The organism is Paenibacillus sp. UNC496MF (assembly GCF_900113915.1).
GTDB lineage: Bacteria > Bacillota > Bacilli > Paenibacillales > Paenibacillaceae > Paenibacillus_Z > Paenibacillus_Z artemisiicola.
The window spans coordinates 800,007-822,382 of sequence record NZ_FORE01000004.1 but is presented as its reverse complement, the minus strand read 5'-3'; the positions used below and the strand labels follow the sequence as shown (position 1 = coordinate 822,382).

Below are 22,376 nucleotides of genomic sequence, written 5' to 3'. Positions count from 1 at the left end.
GCCGTTCGCGCGCGGCCGGACCGTTCGGACGTCCCTCTTCCCATGCGTATGTCCGGCCGGGGACGAACATGCGCGGTCGGTACCGCAGCGGCGGATCAGGCCAGAACGGCGAGGCCGTCGCGGATGAGGTTCGCGACGGAAGCGTGCCCCGCGAGCGCATCCAATTGCGCGCGAAGGATCGCTTCCATGTCGCGGAGTTCGGGGGCGGACGCGGCGAGCTCCAGCAGCTCCAGCCGAAGCAGCCAGTCCCGGGGGAACGCGCGGTCCAGACCGCGATGGACTTCCCGCAGCGCCTCCGCGCGGACGACGCCCGATCCGCCCTCCGCCCGAAGGCGCGCGACCGTTCCGTAGAGCGCTTCCAATTCGGTCGGCGGCGGCGGTTCGTCCGCGGGAGCCGCCCGCGGCGGCGGCGCGCCGAAGTAGGCGACCGGGTCCGCGGCGCCGGGATAAGCGGTCGCGATGCGCGACCCGGCCGCCATATCGTACGTTCCCCATTCGGGGCGAAACAGCTCGCGGCCGTCCAGCGCGACGGTGCAGGCCTCGAAGGAAACGAGCAGCACGTGCCGCTCGTCGCGCAGGATGCCCGCCACGCGGCCGCAAACGCTTACGCCGCTTTCGAACGCCAGCCGCGCGTCGCGTCCTTCCGCGATGCCGAGCTCCGCCAGCGCGTCGGCGCCGCAGGCTTCCAGCGCGACGTTCCCTAGCAGCCGGCCGATCGGCGTGCCGTAGCCGCGCGGGTGCCGTTCCCGGCCGTGTCCCGGCAGCTGCCGGCCGCGCGCGGACAGCGCCGTCTCGCCGGCGGTGTTCACGTAGACCGCTTCGCCGTCCTTGTCCTTGACGATCGACGCGACGACGCCCGTCACTCCGAGGCCGGAATCGAATTCGAACGTGGCGATGCCGCCGGACCGCTTCGCCGTCTCCAGGCTCGGCGTGCCCCCGACCCGGAATGCCATCGTATTCGCCATGGACCGCGCGCCTTCCTTCAATTCGTCGAAATTTTTGCAAACGAACAGCTTCGACTGCATTTCGGTGACGATTTTCGGGCTCGCCGCGCACGCTTCGACGGAATACGGCAGCTTCGTGACCGCGTCCGTGAAGCAGTGCTTGCTCTCGCCAACGGACGACAGCAAGCCGGCGCCGTAAATCTTGGGATCGGCAAGGTCGCCGACCAGGCCGTACTCCACCGTGGCCCAGAACAGCCGGGACACCTTCTCCGCCTCCGTCATTTCGGCGGCCGCGCGCTGCTTCTCTTCCGCGTCCCGCTTGGCGGCCTCCCGCTCCTCCGCCGTCGAGGCCGGATCCTCCATGACGATCGTGAGCCGCCGCAGCGCCTCGAACGCGGCGCCCTTGGCCGGCGAGGAGAACGCCTTGGCGCCGATCGCCCCGATTTCCCGCACGTAGGACCGGTAGTCCGGATCGAACAGGATCGGGGCGTGGCCGGCCGCCTCGTGAAGGATGTCCGGCGCGGGCGTATACGCGATGTTCGACAGCTTGCGGATCTCGGCCGCGATCGGCAGGATGCCGGACGCCAGCAGCTCGTAGAAGACGGCGCCCGGAATGAGGCCGTTCACGATCGCCGCTCCCCAGCCGATCCGCGCGAGGCAGTCGTTCATCTCCGATACGCGGGGGATGCGTTCCGTGCCGATGCCGGAGAGCGCCAGCCCGTTCACGTACGCGTCGTGCGCCTTCCCGCGCAAGGCACGGCGGTTCTGGCGCATCACGTACCGCCAGACGGCATGATCGACCGGCGTGTACCGGTCGTACCGCTGGTCGGCGACGTACGGGGCCAAGTGCGGCGGAATGTTCGTCATGTCGTTCCCTCCCTCTTCTGGTTGCGTCCGCCGGTCAAGGGTACGGGAGCGCCGGCAACACCCGTCCCGCGAGCTCGCCGAAGCCGACGCGGTAGCCGTCGCCCTGGCACCAGCCGGTCAGGATGACGAGGTCGCCGTCCTCGAGCCACGTGCGCGTCTCGCCCCCGCCGAGCCGCAGCGGCTCCGCGCCGCGCCACGTCAGCTCCAGCAAGCAGCCGCGCGCGCCCCTCGCCGCCCCGCTGATCGTGCCGGAGGCGAGCAAATCGCCGGGGCGCAAATTGCAGCCGCCGGACGTGTGATGCGCGACCTGCTGCGCGATCGTCCAGTACAGCTCGCGGTAGCTGCTCGCCGCGATCCGCTCCGGCCGTTCCATGGCGCCGCCCTGCAGGTAGGCCTCGAGCCGGATGTCGAATGTCTCCGGCGAGGGGCTCCGCAGGTACGGGAGCGGCTCCGGCTCCTGCTTGCCGGCCGGGACGCGGAACGGCGCGAGCGCCTCGAGCGGCACGACCCAGGGCGAGACGGAGGTGGCGAAGCTTTTGCCGAGGAACGGCCCGAGCGGCTGGTATTCCCAGGCCTGGATGTCACGCGCGCTCCAGTCGTTGACGAGCGTAAGCCCGAACAGATGATCTTCGGCGTCCGCAACCGCAATCGGCCGTCCCTGCCCGTTCCCCGTCCCGATCAGCCAGCCCGCCTCCAGCTCGAAGTCCAGCTGGCGGCTCGGGCCGAAGCGCGGCGCCTCCGCGTCCGGCGGCTTCAATTGGCCGTTCGGGCGGCGCACGTCCGTCCCGCCGGCGATCAAGGAGCTCGACCGGCCATGGTAGCCGACCGGCAGGTGCAGCCAGTTCGGCATGAGCGCGTTGTCCTTGCCGCGGAACAACGTCCCGACGTGCTCCGCGTGCGCCCGCGAGGCGTAAAAATCCGTGTAATCGCCGACCTCGGCGGGCAGCAGCAGCTCGACCTCGCGCTGCGGGCGCAGCGCCGCCGCGCGCAGCGCTTCGTTGTCCCGCAGCGCCGGTTCGTCCGCGTCCAGAAGACGCGAGATCGTCTCGCGCACCTGCCGCCACGCCGGACGGCCGAGCGCCAGGAAGCGGTTCAGCGAAGGCTGCGCGAAGACGCCGAGGCCGGAAGCGGCGGCAGGGGCGAAGCAGCCCGCCCGGTCGAGCGCGTCCAGGTCGAGCACCTCGCCGCCGATCGCGACGCCGACCCGCGGCGGCCCCCCGCCGCGCGGGCGGAACACGCCGTAAGGCAGGTTCTGGATCGGAAAATGGGAATCCGGTTCCACGCGAACGAAGGATCGTTTCATCGGCTCAGCTCCTCTGCTCCAGTAATCCGAGCGCCCGCAGCTCGCCGATCGGCTCGTCGAAGCTGCAGCTGCCGAAGGCGACGAGGCCGCGCCCGCGGCACGTCCGGATGTCGGCGGCCGACGCGATGCGGTCCCGCCAGCGCAGCCCGACGTCCGCGAAGCCGAAGCTTGCCGGGTCCTCGTCCTCGAGGATCGCCTCGATGTCCGTCCGGCCGAGCCGGCGGGCGTAAGCGAGCATGCCCGCGAAGAACACGTTCAGGTAGCCGTGCATCCGCGCGTTCACTTCTTCCCGGTGCATGCGGACGGGATGATGCAGCCCGGCGGTGCACTTCAGCGGAAGCGACCGGTCCCGGCATGCTTCCAGGACGAGCGCGACCTGGCCCGGCGAAGGAATCGCGGCCGCCGTCACGCCGCCGGTCCGCAGCTTCGCGCCGAGGCCCGGCCCGCCGCTCGCGCTCGCGCCGGCGGCCGCCATGGCGTCCAGCGCCTCGAGCATGGCGGCCTCCCAGCACGCGTCGAGCGGCTGCGCCGGCTCGCAGAACAGCCGCAAGCCCGCGCCGGCGGCCGTCTCTTCGAGCGCCCGGAACAGGCCGGGCGGGAACGGCGGCGGAGGCAGCGGCAGCTCCAGCGCCGCGACCGCGGCCGCTTCCGCGAACCGGCGCCGGAAGACGGCGATCCGCGCCAGGTTCTCCCGCAGCTGCGGCAGGCAGTCCTCGGCGCTGCGGCTGCGCGCCGCGATGACCGTCAGCCGGAGCGGCCGATCCGCGGCGAACAGCGGCTTGAACGGCAGCAGCTCGCCGAGCCGCGCGACGGGGACGACGAAGCCGCCGAGCATCCAGCCGTCGCGATCGCGCTGGTAGCGGCAATAGTTCCGCATGGCCGCCTCCATCGGCAGCGCCGCCGGCGGGTACAAGCCCGCGTAGTCGATCAGCGATTCCATGAACGCCTTCGTTCCGGTTCGCATATGCATGCGCTCCTTTCGGTATGGCTCGCCTTGAGACCGCGGTTGGACGCTTGACATCCGTCTTGCGCGAAAGGGGACGATGCGAAAGCAGCAGGTTCTCGAAGCGTTCCGGCCAACCGCTCGCGAGCCGCGCAGGCTGCTTCCGCTTCCCAGCCGGCTGCGGCAAGCCTTACGATCACCGCCGGCTGTCTCGCCTCGCCCCGCCTCGCTCCGGTTCACCCCGTTTCCGGCCCTGGCCCGGCGCCGGAACGCCCGCCGCCGCCCAAGCCGCGGATCTCGTCCGCCGCCTCGGGATTTTCCAGCGCCGACAGATCGCCCGGATCCTGCCCCAGATAAGCGGCACGGACGACGCGGCGCATGACCTTCGCGTTGCGCGTCCGCGGCAGCGCGCCGACGAGATGGACCGCCTTCGGCTTGAACGCCTTGCCGAGCCGGTCCGCGACCCAGGCCGCCAGCGCCGCCGCGAGCTGGGGCGCCTCGGCCGGGTCCGGCGCCGCTCCGGCCGCCACGACGAAGCAAACGGCGGCCTCGCCCTTCGCTTCGTCGGGCACGCCGACGACGGCCGCCTCCGCGACGCGCGGATGCGCGACGAGCGCCGATTCCATCTCCGCGGGACCGAGCCGCTTGCCCGCGACGTTCAGCGTATCGTCGGAGCGGCCCGTAATCGTCCAATAGCCGTCCGCGTCCAGCCGCGCCCAGTCGCCGTGCACCCAAATATCCGCCCACCGGGACCAATACGTCTCCTCGTAGCGGCGCGGCTCGCCCCAGAAGCCGGCGGCCATGCCGACCCACGGCCGCCGGAGCACCAGCTCCCCGACCTCGCCGCGCACCGGGGCGCCCGCTTCCGAGAACACGTCCGCGTCCATGCCCGGCAGCGCCGCGTTGAAGCCCGCGGGCGCGATCGGCTTCAGCAGCACGTTGCCGAGGATGCCGCCGGAGATTTCCGTGCCGCCCGAGTAATTGACGATCGGAATCCGCCCCTTGCCCGCCTCGCGGAACAACCACAGCCACGGCTCCGGATTCCACGGCTCGCCCGTGGAGCCGAAGACCCGCAGCGCGGAGAGGTCGTGTCCGCGGAAGCAGTCATCGCCGTGCGGCATGAGGCTCCGGACGAGCGTCGGCGAAAGGCCGAGATGCGTGACGCCGTGGCGGGCGGCCAGCCCGAACAGCCGATCGGGTCCGGGATGGTTCGGCGCCCCCTCGTAGAGCGCCATCGCCGCGCCGTTCAGCAGCGTGCCGTAGAGCAGGAACGGCCCCATCATCCAGCCCATGTCCGTGATCCACAGCATGGCGTCGCCGGGCTTCACGTCCATGGCGTAGCCGGCGTCGAACGCCGCTTTCAGCGGAAAGCCGCCATGCGTATGCACGATGCCCTTCGGCGCGCCGGTCGTCCCGGACGTGTACAGCAGCATGAGCGGATCGCCGCCGTCCATCGGCACGGCTTCGGGCGGCTTCCCGCCGGCGCCGCCCATCAGCGCCGTCCAATCCACGTCCCGTTCCGGCCGCCACGGGATCGCGGCGCCCAGCCGGCGGACGACGACCGCGCGAAGCGCGCTGCCGGCGGCATCGGCCGCCGCGTCCGCCTCCGGCTTCAGGAGCACGGCCTTGCCGTGGCGGTAGAAGCCGTCCGCCGTGACGAGCAGCGAGCAGCCGGCTCCGGCGAGGCGCTTCGCCGCGGCGTCGGCGCGGTAGCCGGAGTAGATCGGCACGGCGACGGCGCCGAGCTTCGCGAGCGCGAGCAGGGCGACGACGGTTTCCGGGAGCATCGGCATGTAGACGGCCGCGCGGTCCCCCTTCGCGACGCCGAGCCCGCGAAAGCCGGCGGCCGCCAAGTCCGCTTGCTCCGCCAGCTCCGCGTAAGTCATGCGCCGGGTTGCTCCGTCCTCTCCTTCCCAGATCAGCGCGGGCCGGGCGGCCGCGCCGGGATCCGCGAGCCAGCGGTCGAGCGCGCTTTGCGCGATATTGAGCCGACCGCCGGGGAACCAGGACGGCCGCGCGATGCCGCCGCCAAGCTCGACGACCCGGTCGTACGCGCGCGTCCAGACGATGCCCATGTCCCGGACGGCGGCGTCCCAGAACCAGGCGGCGTCGTCGACCGACCGCTTGTGGAATTCGTCGTAATCGGCGAAGCCCAGTCCCCGCATCAGCCGGTAGAGACGCGTTTGTTCCGCCTCGGCTTGCGACGGGAACCAGACGGGCGTTTGTCCCATGCGCGCGGCCTCCTTTCCGATCGGACCTTACGGCTGCGGCGGGGTCGTCAGCCAGCTGCGGGCGTAGCCCCCGTCCTCGATGCCCAGCGCCTGCTCCGCGACCCGCAGCGGCCGGAAGGTGTCGATCATGACCGCGAGCTCCGTCGTCTCTTTCTTGCCGATGCTGGCCTCCGCCTTGCCGGGATGCGGGCCGTGCGGGATGCCCGCCGGGTGCAGCGTCAACGAGCCTTCCTCGATCCCCTTGCGGCTGCCGAAATGGCCTCTGACGTAATAGAGCACTTCGTCGCTGTCGACGTTGCTGTGCGCGTACGGCGCGGGAATCGCCTGCGGATGGTAGTCGTACAGCCGCGGGCAGAACGAGCAGACGACGAACCCGTCGCCCTCGAACGTCTGGTGAACCGGCGGCGGCTGATGGACGCGGCCCGTAATCGGCTCGAAGTCGGAGATGTTCAGAATCCACGGATACAAGTAGCCGTCCCAGCCGACGACGTTCAGCGGATGGCGGGCGTAGACGTGGGCGTGCAGCCGCCCGTCCTTCCTCAAGCGCACTTCGAATTCGCCTTCGTCCGTAAACGTTTCCAATTTGCCCGGCGGGCGAATGTCCCGCTCGCAGTACGGGCTGTGCTCCAGCAGCTGCCCGCGGTCGTTGCGGTAGCGCTTCGGCGGCGCCAGCCAGCTGTTCGTTTCCACGACGAGCAGCCGCGTCCCGGCGCCTTCGTCCGGCACGACCCGATAGATCGTGCCGACCGGCAGCACGATATAATCGCCCTGCCCGTAGCGCAGCGTGCCGAACATCGTCTCCACCGCGCCTTCGCCTTCGCGGACGAACAGCAGCTCGTCGCCGTCGCCGTTCCGGTAATAATACGCCATCGCTTCCGTCGGCGAGGCGACGGCGATCCGCACGTCTTCGTTGCCGAGCACGTACCGCCTGCCTTCGACGGCGTCCCCGCCCGCGGCCAGGCCCGCGGTGCGGAAGTGCCGGTGGCGCAGCGGTCCGGGCGCTTCGTAACGGGGCGCGCGTTCGCCGAGCAGCGCCGCTTCCGCGATCTCCGTCGGCGCGTCGTGATGATACAGAATCGACTGGATCCCCGAGAAGCCCTTCGTCCCCATGACTTGCTCGCGGTACAGCGCGCCGTCGGGCCGGCGAAACTGCGTGTGCCGCTTCGGCGGCACGTTCCCCATCCGATGATAGAACGGCATGACCATCCCCTCCCCCGCGCGTTCGTCTCGCCGCCGCGCCCGCCTGACCGCGCCGATAACGGGCGCGCCGACCCGCCTACAGGTTGCCGCGGCGGGCCTGCTCCCGCTCGATCGATTCGAACAGCGCCTTGAAGTTGCCTTCCCCGAAGCCGACCGCGCCTTTCCGCTGGATGATTTCGAGGAACAGCGTCGGCCGGTCGACGATCGGTTTCGCGAAAATTTGCAGCAGGTACCCTTCGTCGTCGCGGTCGACGAGAATGTTCAGCTCCCGCAGCTTCGCGATGTCCTCGTCGATCGCGCCGACCCGGTCCGGCAGCATCTCGTAGTAGCTGTCCGGCGTGTCGAGAAAATCGACGCCGCTGCGCTTGAGCGCGGACACCGTGGCGACGATGTCGTTGGTCAGGACGGCGATATGCTGCACGCCGGCGCCGTGGTAATAATCCAGGAATTCCTGGATTTGCGATTTGCGCTTCCCGTCGGCCGGTTCGTTGATCGGGAACTTGATGCGGCCGCCGCCGAACATGACCTTCGACATGAGCGCGGAATATTCCGTCGATATGTCCTGATCGTCGAAATGGATCATCTGCTTGAAGCCCATGACCCGCTCGTAATACTGCACCCATTCCTCCATCCGTTCCACGTTGCCGACGACGTGATCGATGCCGATCAGACCCGAGGGGGCATGCGGGATATCCAGCTCGCACGGGACGTAGTTCGGGAGGAAGAGGCCCTTGTATCCGCTGCGGTCGATCAGCGTATGAACCGTGTCCCCGTACGTGCCGACGACCGCCGTGACGACCTTGCCGTGCGCGTCGGACCGCTCCCGCGGCGCTTCGATTGGGATGCCGCCGCGCGCGACCGCTTCCCGGTACGCCTTCTCCACGTCGTCGACCCGCATCGCGATGTCCTTCGCGCCGTCGCCGTGCTTGCGGACGAACTCCGCGGCCGGATGGCCGGGCGACAGCGCGCCGGTCACGACGATCCGCGCTTGCTGCTGCTCCAGCACGTACGAGGCGATTTCCGTTTCGCCGGTTTCGAGGCCGGCGTAGGCGACGGGCGTGAAGCCGAACCCTTTGCTCCAATAATGGGCCGCCTGCTTCGCGTTCCCGACGTAAAGCTCGATGTAGTCGATTCCCCGCACCGGGAAAAAATCCGGCGCGTGCTGCTCGATCCGCCGTTTCTTCATGCCGTCACACCCTTTTCCGCGATTGCCTTGCTTCAAGTCCTCGCTGCTGCGGACGATGTCGAATTGCGCTTTATGCTAATATGTATTCCGCCGGCGCCGGAACTATCCGTCTCCGGGCTTGGGCAGGCGAAAAAGAGCCGCCTCCCGATGGGAAGCGGCTCCGAATTCCCGTCGAACGGGCGCTCGCGTCGGCCGAACGCGGGTCCCCGCCGAACGCTATCGTTACTTGAACGCGTAATAAAATTTCGCCCGCTGTCCGAACAGCACCTTGTAGATCTCGTCGTTCGTCTGCATGACGCCGCTCAGGAACGGCTTGTACGGCCGGTCGGCGACGTTCAGGATGCCGGTGTTGTAATGCTCCGCCCAATCGCCGATCCCCTGCCAATACCGGCCCGTCGCGGCTTGATCGACGTAATTGAACCAGTGGGCGCCGACGACGTACCCGAGGCTCGCCACGCCTTCCACGTAATTGCGGTAGCGCATGCCCCGCTCGAACTGGTTCGCGGCCGCGTTCGGCAGCAGCGGCGCCAATCCCTGCTCCCCGGTGCCGTAGCCGAATTCGCTGATCAGGACCGGCTTGCCGCCGGACTTCGCGTGCACGTCGTCCAGCAGGTCGGTCTCGATTTTGTACGAATAGTAGTTGATGCTGATCGCGTCCGAATACTTCCCTTCCACCTCCGCCAGCACGTCGCGGTACTTCGCGTTGTGGAACGACGTCGTGATCCACCGGTCCCCGAGCAGGAGATGATGCGGATCGTACTTGCGGTAGACGCGCGAGACCGTGCCGTAGAACGTGTCGAGGTAGAACCGGAAGAACTGGTCCATGTCCTTCCAGGACGCCGACGTCGAGACCGGAAGCGCGGCGTCCTTCAGCTCCGCGAAGGACTTGAAGCCCGTGCCCCAGCTCGCGTTGAACGCGCCGATCTTCTGGTACTTGTCCTCCAGCAGCTTGACGAGCCGGAGCTTGATCGCCGCCGAGCCCTTCAGCTTCGGCACGACGTCGTAAAATTTGTGAAAATCGTACTCGTTGCCCATGAAGTAGCCGATCAGCATCGGGTCGTTCTTGTTCGGCGCGACCGCTTTCGCGAACGCCTGGTCGAGCTTCGTCTCGGCGCCGGGGGCGAAGATGTCGAAGATCGAGATGCCGTCGAGCTTGGCCCAATCCATGTCGAGCGGGAGCATCCGCACGTACGGGAAGCCGTTCGCCTTGCCGTACTGCTCGGGCGAGTAGCCGCCCGCGCTGTTGAAGCCCCATTTGCGCAGCCGCTGGACCGCCTCCGCGTAGAACGCCGCGTCGGTCGGAAACTTGCCCGTTTTCCGGTACTTGTTCGCCATGTAGAAGGAGAAGCTGCCGGAATCGGACGGCACGAAAGCCGGCTTGTACGCGCCGTCGTACAGCGGCAGCCACTCGAACGCCTCTTCGCGGCCCGCCACCTTCGTATACGTCTCGTCCGCATGGATGCCGTTCATGCCGAGGCTGAAGAAGACGTCGCCGGTCGGCGTCGTCATCACCGTGCGGCCGCCGGCCTGCCGGATCGCGAAATAGCCGGTGCCCTTGAGGCCGTACTTGGCCGCGCTGCCGGCCAGCCCGCCGTAGCCGTCCAAGCCGGACGGGGCTTGCAGGCCGCCGTAGTACGCGGCGTCCGCGGACGCGTCCGCCTTCAGCTCCGCGTCGCTCTTCACCTTCTCCGGGAAATTCGCCGCGGCCACCTGGCCGTACGCGTCGACCGTGAAGTCGGCGCGGCCGTTCAGCTTGTACGTCCGGACGGGACTCGGCTCCTTGCCGTCCTTGACCGCGTACGCGTCCACCACGGCATAGTCCGTCAGCCGGATCGGACCCGTATATGGCCGATACGGCGAGACGCCGTTCAGCCGATAATAGATCGGCGCGCCCTGCGAGCGCGTGGACAGCTCGACCGTCAGCCCGCCGGCGCCGCGGGACGTCGTGGCCGCGACCGTCGCCGTGGCGCGGTTGATCAGCACCTTGGCGAGCTGCGGCGACCAGGCTTTGGCGGCGCCGCGCAGCTCGACTTTCAGGTAGCGCGTCTTCGCCGGCAGCGCGAACGATTCTTCGGCGTACTGCTGCCAGCTGCCCGACGCGACGCCGACCGGATAGGACGCGGCGGCGACTTCCTTGTAGGTCTTGCCGTCCGCCGACGCGAAGTACCGGTTCTTCTCGAGGGCGATGCCGGTGAAGTAGTAGCTGGACGTCTGGAAGGACGTCATGTCGTAGCCGGTATGGTACACGACGCTCCCCGGCGAGGTCGTCGAACGCGTCGCCCGCTTCCCGTCGCCGCCGAAGTATTCGGGGCTGTTCCCGGCCAAGTAGACGTTCGAACGATCGTTCAGCTGCTTCCAATCGTCGAGCGCATCGATCAGGCCGGCCTTCGCCAGGCTGCCGGGGATGTCCTTCATCGACAGGTCGATCAGCGCGGCCGCCTCCTGGCGGTTCATGGCCGCCTGCGGGCGGTACGTCCAGGCGCCGCCGTTCTGCGCGGCGTCCACGCCGTGCCAGCCGTGGACGATCGCGGCGCCGACGCCCTCCGCGGCCCAGGCGTCCGGCTTGTCGCCCATAGCGGGCGCGGCCGGCAGCTTGAGGCCGACCTTCTTGGCGTAGCGCCATACCATCGCGGCGGCTTCTTCGCGCTTCACCGGCGCGTTCGGCGAGAACGCCGAGGCGGACGTGCCGTTCACGATGCCCGCCTTGTACGCGGCCCGGACGTAAGGCGCGGCCCAATGACCGCCGAGATCCTTGAACGGCAGCGAGCCGCCGGGATCCTGGAGCCGGAACGCTTCCGCGGCCAGCTTGGCGAATTGTCCCCGGGTCAGGGTGCTTTCGGGGCCGAATTGGCCGGGCGCGATGCCGTCGACGACGCCGAGCGCCACCAGTTCGTCGATGTACGCGTAGTACGGACTTGCGGCGGGCACGTCCTTGAACGCGGCCGCCTCCGCGCGGGAAACCGTTCCGGACAGCGCGGCGAGCGCGAGCAGCGCCGCCGTTGCAAAGCTAAGGTTCTTGTTCATGCCGTCTCCTTTCGCTGGATAACCGTTCCAGTTCATAACGTTCGCGGCCGCCGGAATGTTTCGGTCGCTTGCAAGGTTAAGGTTTGCTCATGAAAAAAAGCCGATCGGCCCTTGGCGGGCTCGATCGGCTTTTTCATCGGGTTACCGGAACGATCCGGCGCTTCACGGCGGATTTCGTTACAGCTGCGGGTTACGTCTGCGGGTTACTCTTCGGTTACGCCTTCGGGTTGTGCCCGCGCGCGCCGATTCGATTCGGAGCCGCCTCGACGGAAGCTCCTCAGCGGCGGCCTCGTACCGGCGCCGCGCGCGGACGTCAGCATTCCGCGGACGTCATCTCGTTCATGAACATCCGCTTGTATTCGCCGGGCGACAGCTTGCCCGACGGCGCCGGCGCATAGTGGAACTGCAGCGCGCGCCGCCGCTTGGCGGAGACGTTGAACGGCGTGCCGTGATGGAGCAGCCCGTGGAAGAACAGCGCGCCGCCCGGCTTCAGCGGCACCGCGACGTCGCGGTCGACGGCCACGTTCGCGTCGCAGAGCTGCCAGTCGCGCACCGCGTAATGCGGGTTGGCGCCGTCCGCGTGCGAGCCCGGAACGACGTGCATGCAGCCGTTGTCGAGCCCGGCTTCGTCAAGCGCGATCCAGACGCCGACGACCGCCTTCTCGTAAGACAGGTTTCCGTACGCCATGTCCTGGTGCCACGGCTTCTCGCCGCCGCCGTACGGCGGCTTGAGCAGCGCCTGGTCCTGCGCGAGCATCGCCGGTTCGCCGAGCAGCTTCTCGACGACCGCCCCGATCGCCGGATGGAACGCGGCGGCATGCAGCGCGGGATGCGCGTCGACGTAATCGTACACTTTGCGCACCGCGAGCTCGCGTTCCTCGGCGGTCGCGAGCTCGCCCTGCGGCCGCGTGAACTGGATTTTGGCCTTCGGCTCCGGATCCTTGATCAGTTCCATGATCGCCGCGATGCAGGCTTCGGCCTCGTCCGGCGCGAGCATCCCTTCGATCGCGACGAAGCCCTGCTCCCGGTACTGCCGGACATGGTCGTCCGTGAATTCGGCCGCCGACGCGAGCGGCGCGTGCGCCCGGTCGAACCGGTACATGCGGGCGTTGATAGCCTCGGCTTGTTGTACGTTGCTGCCGTTCATGCCGCATTCCCCCATTTCCTAATCGGTTCCGTTTTGCTACGATTAGCATAGCGCGAAGCGGTTTCGCGGGAAATGGAAGGAACCGCGGCATTTTTGTAAGAACCTGCGGCAGCCGCCGCCGAAAGGGAGCATGCGCATGATCGATTACCGCTGCGGGGCTTCGCTCGGCAAAGCCCGGTGCGAGTCGGGCTGGGCCTGGTCGCCGAGCCAGCCGATGCCCGATTACGACGTCTGGTACGCGCTCGAAGGCAAGGGAAGGATGACGATCAACGGAGACCGCTTCCCGATCGGGAAGGGCTCTTGCTTCCTGCTGCGTCCCGGCGACCGCGTCCGCGCGACGCAGGACGACGACCATCGCCTGACGGTCATATTCGTGCATTTCGCGATCGAGGGCAGCCCGGAACCGGAGCTGCCCGGACGGCACGTCCAGTTCGAAGACGGGTCGCTCGTCGAGAAATGCCTGCAGCGGATACTCGACCTGCGGCTGCGCGGCGAACCGCGGCAGGACGAGGAATTCGGGCTGCTGATCCGACTCGTCCTCCTCCACATGGCCCGCCGGGAAGAAGCGATGCGGGAACCGCTCTCCGCCATGCACCGGCAGCTCGTGCACAAAGTCATCGACGAATTGGCCGACCGGGCCGGCCGCGCGGTCTCCGCCGGACAGCTCGCCGCGGCCGTCGGCGTGTCCCCGCGCCACCTGAGCCAGCTGTTCAAGCAGCATACCGGCCATTCGCTCAAGGCGTACATGACCCGCTTCCGCCTGGAACGGGCCCGCTTCCTGCTGAGCGAGACCTCGATGAACATCACCGAGGTGGCTGCGGCGCTCGGCTATTCCGACATCTATCATTTCAGCAAAGCGTTCAAGCAGCACTACGGCGCCCCGCCGTCCCGGTACCGGTTCAAGGGGCGGCCGGCGGCGAGCCATTACGGCGAGGAGGACGCGCAAGCTTGATTCGTCTTCCGATAAGCCGAAACGCAACCGCGCGGACGACAAGCGCGGCCCGGCCGTCCTCCGATCCTCACGGCCGGACGATCGTGCCGTCCGCCTTGCGGTCGATCGGATACGGCCGATGGTACGGACGCGTCCGCGCTTCCGGCGAGAGCAGCTTCGCCGCCTTCTCCTCGTCGATATCGACGCCGAGGCCCGGACGCTCGGAGGCGTACAGGTAGCCCCCGGCAAGCACGGGATGGCCGGGAAAGGCCTCCAGCTCTTCCGGTCGGAACGTATTGTCCTCCTGGATGCCGAAGTTCCAGACGGCCATGTCGAGGTGCATCGCCGCGGCCTGATTGACGGGGTCGTTGTCGCCCCCTTCCTGCCACGCCGTGCGGACGCCGTACGCCTCGGCGAGCGCGGCGATCTTGCGGCAGGCCGAGATGCCGCCCGCCTTGGAGACGCGCACCCGCACGTAATCGATCAGCCGTTCCTGGATAAGCGGCAGCCATTCGTGCGGGCTCGTGAAGAGCTCGCCCATCGCCTGCGGCGTCGTACACTGCTGCCGCACGGCCCGGTACCAGGCGATCTGCTCGGGCGGCAGCGCGTCCTCGAGGAAGAAGAGCCGGTACGGCTCCAGCCGCTTCGCCAGCATGACCGCGCCCTGCGGGCTCAAGTGCTCGTGCACGTCGTGCGTGAACTTCGCCTCGCCGCCGAACCGCAGCCGGAGCTGCTCGAACATCGCCGGAATCCCCTCCAGATACGCCTCCTCGTCGAAGATGCTCTCCGCCGGCCACGCGTTATGCGGCCGCCTCGCCCGCCCGGCGGGAACGAAGCCCCCGCCGCCGTACGCGCCGAGCTGGCAGCGCACGACGGAATAGCCCTCCTCGCGGTACCGGGCGACGGCTTCGGCCAGCTCGGCGGCGTCGCCGCCGCTCGCGTGCGCGTAGCAGGGCACCGCCGCCCGGCACGGACCGCCGAGCAGCCGGTAGACCGGCATGCCGGCCTCCTTCCCCTTGATGTCCCATAGCGCCGTGTCGATGGCGCCGATCGCCGTCATGAGCGCGGAGCCGTTGCGCCAATAGCCGCTTTGGTACATGGACTGCCAGATGTCCTCGATCGCCCCCGCGTCGCGCCCGACGAGGGTCGGCGCCAGCAGCTCCTCGACGACCGCGGCCACCGCCCCCGGATTGAAATGATCGTTCGCCGAGCCGATGCCGTGCAGGCCCGGCTGATCCGTCTCCACCTTGACGATCGTCCAGCTCGCGTCGTGGCGCGTGCGAATCAGCCGCACGCGCGCGATTTTCGCCATTCCTCCGCCCCTCCTCCCAACTGCTCTTGCATTGGACCTCTCCGTTCCGGACGGTCACTTGATCGACTTGACGGGATAGTACGACGGCACCGGCTGCTTGTAATGGTCCCTCGCGTACTTGATCTGGTTCGGCGTCCACTGCGAATAGAACAGCCGGGTATCCTTGTCGGCGCTCAGCGCGAGCTCCTCCGGCACCGTGGCCCAGTTCGTCAGCGGCGCGCTCGATTCCCGCGAATGATAGTTGTGCATCGTCCTTCGGCCGTGCGCGCACTCGGGCTTGCCGCCTTTGCGGGTATGATAGGTCGTGATGTTGTACAGGATCGCGGTGCCCGCCTTTCCCCGGATCGGCACTTCCTCGTACGCCGCGCCCAGCTTCTCCTTCGCTTCGTCCAGCGTGCCGTACTCGTGGCTGTTCGGCACCAAGCAGAAGGCGGGACAGCAGTCGTGCACGTCCTTCAAGTAATAGATCACGCACGCGTACGTGCTTTTGTACGGATTTTCCGGGTCCCAGATTTTTCCCCCGACCGTTCCGTACCAGCTGATGTCGCGGTGAAAGCCCATCGCGCTGCCGCTTGCCCGCTCCACCGTGATGTCCCGGAAATCGAACTGGGCGAACCGGGCCTCGCCGCGCAGCACCTCCTGGATCAGCGGAAACAGCTTGCGGTGCCGGACGAACCGGTCCATCTCGCGCGGATACTTCAGCAGCAGGCTGCCGTTGCCGACGGCGCCCTCGATCGGCTTGTGCCAGCTGTCGGGATCGGCCGCCAGCTCGCGGTCGACGAGCCGGTTCAGTTCGTCCAGCTCCTCCGCCGACAGCGCATCCGGAATGACGGCGTAGCCGAACGCCTGGTAATGGGCCAAAATCTCTTCCCGCGTCTTTTGCGTCTCGGTCCTCTTCATTGCTTCAGCTCCCTCGCCTTTGATTCATCGCTATTTTACATCGTTTTTTCTCATCGCCTTTTTTCATCATCCGGTTCATCCTTCGGCCGCTCAGCCTTTCACGGAGCCGAGCATGATGCCCTTCACGAAATACTTCTGCAGGAACGGATACACGAGCAGGATCGGCACGATCGCGAAAATAATCGTCGCCGCCTTGATGTTCTCCGGCTGCACCACCATATGGGCCGCGTCGTTCATCGTGTTCGTGTTCTGGCTGCCCATGTTCAGCATGTTGAAATCGATCACGATGGACCGCAGCACCATCTGCAGCGGCCACTTGCTGTTGTCGCTGATGAAGAACAGCCCCGTAAAGAAGTCGTTCCAGTACCCGACCGCGTAGAACAGCCCGACCGTCGCGATGACCGGCTTGGACAGCGGCAGGATGACGCTCCATAGAATGCGAAGCTCGGAAGCGCCGTCGAGCTGCGCGGATTCCTCCAGGCTCTCCGGAATGCTCCAGAAGAAATTCCGCATCAGAATCAGGTTGAACGGGGCGACCAGCTTCGGCAGGATCAGGACCCAGACGCTGTTCAGCAGGCCCAGATTCTTGAGCAGGATGTACATCGGGATAAGGCCGGAGCCGAACAGCATCGGGATGATGACGAGCCATAGTAACAGTCTATGCCCGGGAATATGCGTTTTGGACAGTCCGTACGCGCCGGTGGCGGTGAAGACGAGGCTGAGGAACGTGCCCATGACGGCGGCGAAGACGGTGATGCCGAACGATTTCAACAGAACGTTGGTATGGAAAATGTACTTGTACGCTTCCAGCGTGAACGATTTCGGCCACAGCATCATCGGATTCTTGAACACCTCGTGCGCTTCGCTGAACGAGATGGCCCACACGTTCACCATCGGCAGCAGCGTCGCGAGCCCCGCCGCGGCGAGCAGGACGAGGATGATCGCCTGCGCCCACCGCGGATTCGCGTCCAGCTTGCGATTGACGCCCAGCGCGAGCGCGGCGCCTTCCTCCGAATGGCCGATGTCTTGCTCCCGTGCTACCATAGCGACTTCTCCCCCATCCTGCGTATCGTCGTATTGGCGGCGATGATCAGGACCATGCCGATCACGCCCTTGAACAATCCGACGGCCGTGGCCAGCTCGAATTGCGACTGCAGCAGGCCGAGGCGGTACACGTACGTGTCGATGATGTCGCCGACGTCATAGACGGCGGGATTCAGGAAGATGAAGATTTGATCGAATCCGGCATCCAAAATGCCCGCCAGCTGCAGGCAGAACAGCAGGGCGATGATCGGCCGGATGCCCGGCAGCGTCACGTACCAGATTTGCCGCAGCTTCCCCGCGCCGTCGATCTTGGCAGCCTCGTAGAGCTGCGCGTCGATGCCGGACAGCGCCGCGAGGTAAATGATCGCGCCCCAGCCGAATTCCTTCAGGATCGCCGTGACCACGATGACCGTCCGGAACACCTCGGCGTTGGTGGTGAAGTTGAACTTGTCGAGCCCGGCGTTGGCGAGCAGCAGGTTAATGATCCCGCTCGGGCCGATGAAGTTGTAGACGATGCCGCCGAAGACGACCCAGGACAGGAAGTGCGGGAAGTACGTGATCGTCTGGATCGAGCGCTTGAACCAGAGCTGCCGCACCTCGTTCAGCAGGAGCGCGAACAGGATCGGCACCGGGAACCCGAAGACCAGCCGGTACAGGCTGATGACGACGGTATTTTGGAGCAGCTCGGGGAACTTCTCCGACGCGAACATCGACCGGAAGTGCTCGAATCCGACCCAGGGGCTGTGCAGGATGCCGGACATGATTTTGAAATCCTTGAACGCGAGCGTAATGCCGTAGAACGGCGCGTACGTGAAGACCGCGAAGAAGGCGATGGTCGGCAAGATCAATAGATAGATATGGCGGGCTTGCCAGATGCGTATGCCCACGGAACCTCATTCCTTTCTGACGCCGGCGCGGAAGAGGCGGCCGGAACGGCGCCGGCCGTTCCGCTCCCCCCGCCCTTCCGCGTTAGTCGACGTAGTTCGGCTCGGACTTGTCGGCTTGCAGCTCGTTAACCTCGTCGATGATCGTCTGTTCGCCGGCGTCCAGCCATTTCTGCCGCGCTTTCTTGTAGGCGTCCTTGGTCAGGTTCATGTCGGTCAGAATGCTGCCGTCCACCTTGGCCATGTAGTCCTCCCAGATCTGCGCGCCGATCTTGGCGGCGGTCGGCGACTGCACGGTCGGGTCCTTGTAATCGTTGTACGGCGTCGCGGCGTACTTCTCGAACATGTCCTTGTAATACGGGAATTGGTCCCCGATGCCGACGCCGACGAACTGCAGCTCGGTTGCCTGCCAGTCGAGCTTCTCGCTCATGGGATCGAGGAACTTGAGCGGCTCGATCTGCGCCCCTTTGTAGTCGTTCTCGCGCTGTTCGTCCGGGATCGGCACTTTGCGGCCTTCGGGATCGACGTTGTACGTCTTGCCCTCGATGCCGTAGCGGCGGAAGTCCGAGCCTTCGGTGAGCGTCCAGTTCAGGAACCGGAAGATGCCCTCCGCCTTATCGGCCGCTTTGGCGTTGATGTAGAAGCCGCGGTCCTGCGGGAAGACGACCCGCGTTCCGCCTTTTTGCCCGCCTTGTCCGGCGAGCGGCGGCATGATTTTGATTTGCGCGTCGGGCACGTTCTTCCGAAGCTCGGTCAGCAGCCCGGCCAGATTGCCGCCGAGAATGACGGCCGCCTGGCCGGCCTTGAACTTGGTCTCCCCGAACGACGCGTCGGGATTGACGCCGGCTTCCTCGTCGAACAGCCCCCGCTTCTTCAAGTCCTGCAGCCAGAACTTGTAATCCAGCGTCTCTTCCTGCATCTCCGGCGGGACGAGCTTGTTCGGGTCTTCCTTGGAAGGCGCCCAGCCGCTGACGGCGCCGAACGAGGTCGCGACGTCCTTGCCCGCCCAGAACGGAACCGTGTTGCCGTGCGTCATCGGCACGATGCCGAGGCCGCTGTCCTTGATCTTCCGGAGCGCCGCTTCGAGCTCGGGCACGGACGTCGGCTCGGGGATGCCCAGCTTCGCGAAAATGTCGGCGCGGTAGTTGATGAAGAACGGCACGACCGGATAGATCAGGTTCGGAACGAAATAAATGTCCCCCTTGTCGTCCGCCATTTTGTCCCAGATGCCGTCGGGCACCGCCGCCTTCACCGCGGGGTACTTGTCGAGATAGTCGTTCAGCTTGACGAAGGCGCCCTGGTCCTGGAGATCCTTCCAGAACGGATCGACCGGCCCCCAGCCCCAGATCGCGTCGGGCATGTCGCCGGACGCCGCCGTCGTCTTGATCGTGGCGTCGTAATCGACGACGGGGATGATGCGGACGTCGATGTCGACGTTCGCGCGCTTGAACAGCTCCTTCTCGTACGCGCCCCCTTTCGTGTACGTCGCCGGCCCCCACGTCGGCCGGACGTAGCTGAACTTGAGCGGTCCGGCGTTCTCCCCGGACGCGGTGCCGCCGTCGGCATTCCCTTCCGCGGCCTGCCCGTTCGCGTTCCCGTTGCCGTCCGAGCCCGACGAGCAGCCGGCGAGCCCGAGCAGCAGCGTCGCCGCCGCGAAGACCGCCGCAAGCGTCTTCCTCGTCTTCGTTCCGCGCGCGTGGCGCGGGTGCATCCTTAACCGCATCGAATAGCGCATCGAATCAAAACCTCCCTTTTCGTTATGGCGATGCTATGAAAGGTTCCCGAAGGAACGTTTCACCGGCGGTCGGAATGCGCTTACAGCCGATCGCGAACCGGACGGCCGCCCGGCTCCTGCGCAAGCGCGCCTTAGATAGCCGAATGGCATGCCAGGGGCGACGCAGGCGCTTGCGATTTGCGGAAATCGCGACTTGTCATGCTTGATATAGGTCATCCTTCTTGGCTTGTTGCTTGGCTTGTCGCTTGGCTTGTGACTGAGTCTAGCACCCGTCGTCCGGGGTTGTAAAAGACGAAAAACCCGCCCCTTGCCGGGTGTCCGGATTGTTTACCGGAATTTCCCAGGTCGGAGACGGGTTTCCTTACGCATGATTTCGAATCGTGGCCTGTCCGGATTTCCGGCTCGTCCGGCGTCATTTACAAACGCACGGCCGGACGCTAAGATTTTAACAGCAAGACGAATGCGAACCGAGGGGCTGACGCGATGACCGACAAACCGCTATCCACTTCGCTGTATGAGCAAATCAAGCATTTCATCCGTTCGGAGATCGGCCGGCAAGCCTGGAAGCCCGGCGATCTGCTCCCTTCCGAGCACGAGTTGACCCGGCGCTTCGCCGTGAGCCGGATCACCGTCAAGAAGGCGATGTCGGATCTCGTCAAGGAAGGACTCGTCTATCGGATTCAAGGCAAAGGCTCCTACGTAAGCCCCATGGACGGCCAGGCTCCCGCCGCGCCGTCCGGCATCGACTCCGTCTCCCTCCGTTCCCCCGTCGCCCTGCTGCTCCCGTTCATCAACAACCGGTTCAACGCCCTCCTGCTCGGAGGCGTCGAAAGCGTGCTCGCCGACGCCGGCTACCCGCTCCTCTTCTGCCATACCGGCAATTCCCAGGCGAACGAGGAACGCATCCTCCGCCGCCTGAAACGAGCCCCCCTCGCCGGGCTGATCGTCTATCCCGTCGAAGGCGAAACCTACAACCGGGAGCTCGTGCAGCTCGCGCTGAACGACGTTCCGTTCGTCGTCGTGGATCGCGATCTGCGCGGCATCGACACGCATTTCGTCGGCGCGGACAATGTCGCCGGCGCGCGGGAGGCGGTCGGCCATCTGATCTCGCTCGGTCACCGCAACATCGGCTTCGTCTCCACCGTCGTCGCCGGCACGAGCAGCATCGAAGACCGCCTGGCGGGCTACGAGCAGGCGCATGCCGACTACCGCCTTCCCATCGACCGCCGCTTCCGCCTCGCCCACCTCGAGATCGAAGTGCCGAAGCAGGCGGAGCTCCGTTCCTTCCTCGCGCGCAACCCCGACATGACGGCCGTCTTCGCCATCAATCCGGGGCTCGGGCTCGAAGTCGCCGATGCCGCGCGCGGACTCGGCCTCCGCCTGCCGCAGGAATTGTCGCTCGTCTTCTTCGACGATTTCGAATTCTCGGAATTCCACGCCGTGCGCCCGTCCTGCGTCGTCCAAGATTCGCGGCTGCTCGGCCAAGAGGCCGCCCGCATGCTGCTCGCGGTCATCGAGCAGCCGCGGCGGGAGCGGCGCAAGCTCTTCCTGCCGCCGCACCTGCTGCTTCGGGACTCGACGGTCCCGCCGGTCCGCCGCGAAGCGTAACTCGGCTCGACGGGCGGCGCGGGCCACAAGCGCCGTCGGCGCCGGCAACGCGCCCGCCCGGCCCGGGCGGCATGAAAAAACCGTCGAAGGAACGCCTTCGACGGTTTTTTCATGCTCGGCGGGCTTGCAGCCTTGCCTTGCCTTATCCTTCCAAGCTCGAACTCCCGCTCACCCCTCCGGCTGAAGCCGTTCCAGCTCGCCGGCAAGCTTCGCGATGATGCCGTCGAACCACGGCTTGCCCTCCGGGAACCAGCGCCGACCCGCCTGCGCGTACCAGGCGATATGCAAATACCGGTACAGCTGCACGACGCCGGGCTCGACGTAGCGCGCCGGATCGAGGCCGAGCGAGAGGAGCAGCGTCGCGCGGTCGAGCGCGACCGGGCCGAGAATCGGCCGCTGCCAGTCGAGGATGCGGTAGCCGTCCGGCGCCGCCAGCACGTTGTCGGCCTTGAAGTCGGAGTGGACGTAGCCGGACGGCGCGCGGAACGCCGCGCGCAGCGCGGCCGCGCCGCTCCAGAGGCGGAGGCGGCCGACCATGGCATCGTCGACTTGGACGAAGCTGCCGTCGTCGACCGACGCCTGCACGTCGTCCAGCGCGGCGAAGATGTACGCGGCGAACCGTTCCTCCGTGCGCAGGTCCGCCATCGCGGGCAGGTCGCCCTCTATGGCTTCGATGGCCGCGATGCCCGCGAGCAGCTCGTCGGCGGCCGCGACGGCCTCCGGCTCCGACAGGCCAAGGTCGCCGAGCCGCGGCGCGTCGATGTCCGCCATGACCAGGGCGGCCGGGCGGCCCGCCGTCTCCAGCACGCGCGCGGCCGCGAGCAGCGGCGACCGGGCCTTGGCGTAAAATTCCGCTTCCAGCGTCGGCGGCGCCTGCACCTTGTAGATATGGCTCGCGCCGTCCGCGGTGCGGACGCGCTGGACGCAGGACAGCGGCCATTCGTGGATGACGGTCCGCTCCGTCACCGGACTGCCGAGCACCTCCGCCAATTCGCCGTCATCGTGAAGCATAAGATCGAAATGCTGATGCCGATGCATACTCCGTCTCTCCTCTCCCGAATCGCCTGGAAGGCGTTAAGAAAGCCCGCCGGGACCATCCCGCGGGCTTTCCTGCTGG

At 66.9% G+C, this 22,376-nt stretch carries 16 protein-coding genes; 2 read left to right on the top strand and 14 right to left on the bottom strand.

All coding sequences use genetic code 11. The features are described from left to right. Nucleotides 1-95: 95 nt before the first annotated feature. The 8 genes from BMZ79_RS03680 to BMZ79_RS03645 form a co-directional block, all read right to left on the bottom strand. On the bottom strand, nucleotides 96-1,811 hold the full coding sequence (locus BMZ79_RS03680) for an aromatic amino acid hydroxylase (RefSeq protein WP_090636623.1): 1,716 nt from the start codon (nucleotides 1,809-1,811) through the stop codon (nucleotides 96-98). A 34-nt stretch (nucleotides 1,812-1,845) separates the two neighbouring features. Then, nucleotides 1,846-3,114, bottom strand: coding sequence for a fumarylacetoacetase (gene fahA, locus BMZ79_RS03675; RefSeq protein ID WP_090636622.1), 1,269 nt, complete (start codon nucleotides 3,112-3,114; stop codon nucleotides 1,846-1,848). A gap of 4 nt (nucleotides 3,115-3,118) precedes the next feature. Continuing rightward, the gene (locus tag BMZ79_RS03670) at nucleotides 3,119-4,078 is read right to left on the bottom strand and encodes a hypothetical protein (RefSeq protein WP_090636620.1); all 960 of its coding nucleotides are present in this window, start codon (nucleotides 4,076-4,078) and stop codon (nucleotides 3,119-3,121) included. 215 nt (nucleotides 4,079-4,293) lie between these two features. After that, nucleotides 4,294-6,288 (bottom strand): AMP-binding protein, encoded by a 1,995-nt coding sequence (locus BMZ79_RS03665; protein ID WP_090636618.1) that lies wholly within the window; start codon nucleotides 6,286-6,288, stop codon nucleotides 4,294-4,296. Nucleotides 6,289-6,315: 27 nt separating this feature from the next. Then, nucleotides 6,316-7,488, bottom strand: a complete 1,173-nt coding sequence (locus tag BMZ79_RS03660; protein ID WP_090637124.1) for a homogentisate 1,2-dioxygenase — start codon at nucleotides 7,486-7,488, stop codon at nucleotides 6,316-6,318. Between the two features lie 76 nt (nucleotides 7,489-7,564). Then, nucleotides 7,565-8,674, bottom strand: a complete 1,110-nt coding sequence (gene hppD, locus BMZ79_RS03655; protein ID WP_090636616.1) for a 4-hydroxyphenylpyruvate dioxygenase — start codon at nucleotides 8,672-8,674, stop codon at nucleotides 7,565-7,567. A 222-nt stretch (nucleotides 8,675-8,896) separates the two neighbouring features. Beyond that, nucleotides 8,897-11,698: an S-layer homology domain-containing protein gene (locus BMZ79_RS03650; RefSeq protein ID WP_177221993.1), complete on the bottom strand. Its 2,802-nt coding sequence runs from the start codon at nucleotides 11,696-11,698 to the stop codon at nucleotides 8,897-8,899. A gap of 313 nt (nucleotides 11,699-12,011) precedes the next feature. Continuing rightward, nucleotides 12,012-12,845: a phytanoyl-CoA dioxygenase family protein gene (locus BMZ79_RS03645; protein ID WP_177221991.1), complete on the bottom strand. Its 834-nt coding sequence runs from the start codon at nucleotides 12,843-12,845 to the stop codon at nucleotides 12,012-12,014. A gap of 136 nt (nucleotides 12,846-12,981) precedes the next feature. On the opposite strand from BMZ79_RS03645, the gene BMZ79_RS03640 reads away from it, so the two are divergent. Beyond that, entirely contained in the window at nucleotides 12,982-13,797 is an 816-nt protein-coding gene (locus BMZ79_RS03640; protein ID WP_177221990.1) for a helix-turn-helix domain-containing protein, read from the top strand. Between the two features lie 67 nt (nucleotides 13,798-13,864). On the opposite strand, the gene BMZ79_RS03635 is transcribed toward BMZ79_RS03640, so the two are convergent. The 5 genes from BMZ79_RS03635 to BMZ79_RS03615 form a co-directional block, all read right to left on the bottom strand. Continuing rightward, nucleotides 13,865-15,088, bottom strand: coding sequence for an enolase C-terminal domain-like protein (locus tag BMZ79_RS03635; RefSeq protein ID WP_090636609.1), 1,224 nt, complete (start codon nucleotides 15,086-15,088; stop codon nucleotides 13,865-13,867). Between the two features lie 54 nt (nucleotides 15,089-15,142). Beyond that, on the bottom strand, nucleotides 15,143-15,988 hold the full coding sequence (locus BMZ79_RS03630) for a phytanoyl-CoA dioxygenase family protein (RefSeq protein WP_090636608.1): 846 nt from the start codon (nucleotides 15,986-15,988) through the stop codon (nucleotides 15,143-15,145). Between the two features lie 90 nt (nucleotides 15,989-16,078). Then, complete coding sequence (locus BMZ79_RS03625; RefSeq protein WP_090636606.1) at nucleotides 16,079-17,032, bottom strand: carbohydrate ABC transporter permease; 954 nt, start codon at nucleotides 17,030-17,032, stop codon at nucleotides 16,079-16,081. Then, nucleotides 17,026-17,919, bottom strand: coding sequence for an ABC transporter permease (locus BMZ79_RS03620; RefSeq protein ID WP_256252530.1), 894 nt, complete (start codon nucleotides 17,917-17,919; stop codon nucleotides 17,026-17,028). Before BMZ79_RS03620 ends, BMZ79_RS03625 begins: the two co-directional genes overlap by 7 nt. Before the next feature lie 82 nt (nucleotides 17,920-18,001). Further along, entirely contained in the window at nucleotides 18,002-19,651 is a 1,650-nt protein-coding gene (locus tag BMZ79_RS03615; RefSeq protein WP_090636605.1) for a type 2 periplasmic-binding domain-containing protein, read from the bottom strand. Between the two features lie 483 nt (nucleotides 19,652-20,134). On the opposite strand from BMZ79_RS03615, the gene BMZ79_RS03610 reads away from it, so the two are divergent. Further along, nucleotides 20,135-21,259, top strand: a complete 1,125-nt coding sequence (locus BMZ79_RS03610; RefSeq protein ID WP_090636603.1) for a GntR family transcriptional regulator — start codon at nucleotides 20,135-20,137, stop codon at nucleotides 21,257-21,259. A gap of 168 nt (nucleotides 21,260-21,427) precedes the next feature. On the opposite strand, the gene BMZ79_RS03605 is transcribed toward BMZ79_RS03610, so the two are convergent. Beyond that, nucleotides 21,428-22,297 carry a phosphotransferase gene (locus BMZ79_RS03605; RefSeq protein ID WP_090636601.1) on the bottom strand — a complete coding sequence of 290 codons (870 nt, stop codon included), beginning with the start codon at nucleotides 22,295-22,297 and terminating at the stop codon, nucleotides 21,428-21,430. Between the last annotated feature and the right edge of the window lie 79 nt (nucleotides 22,298-22,376).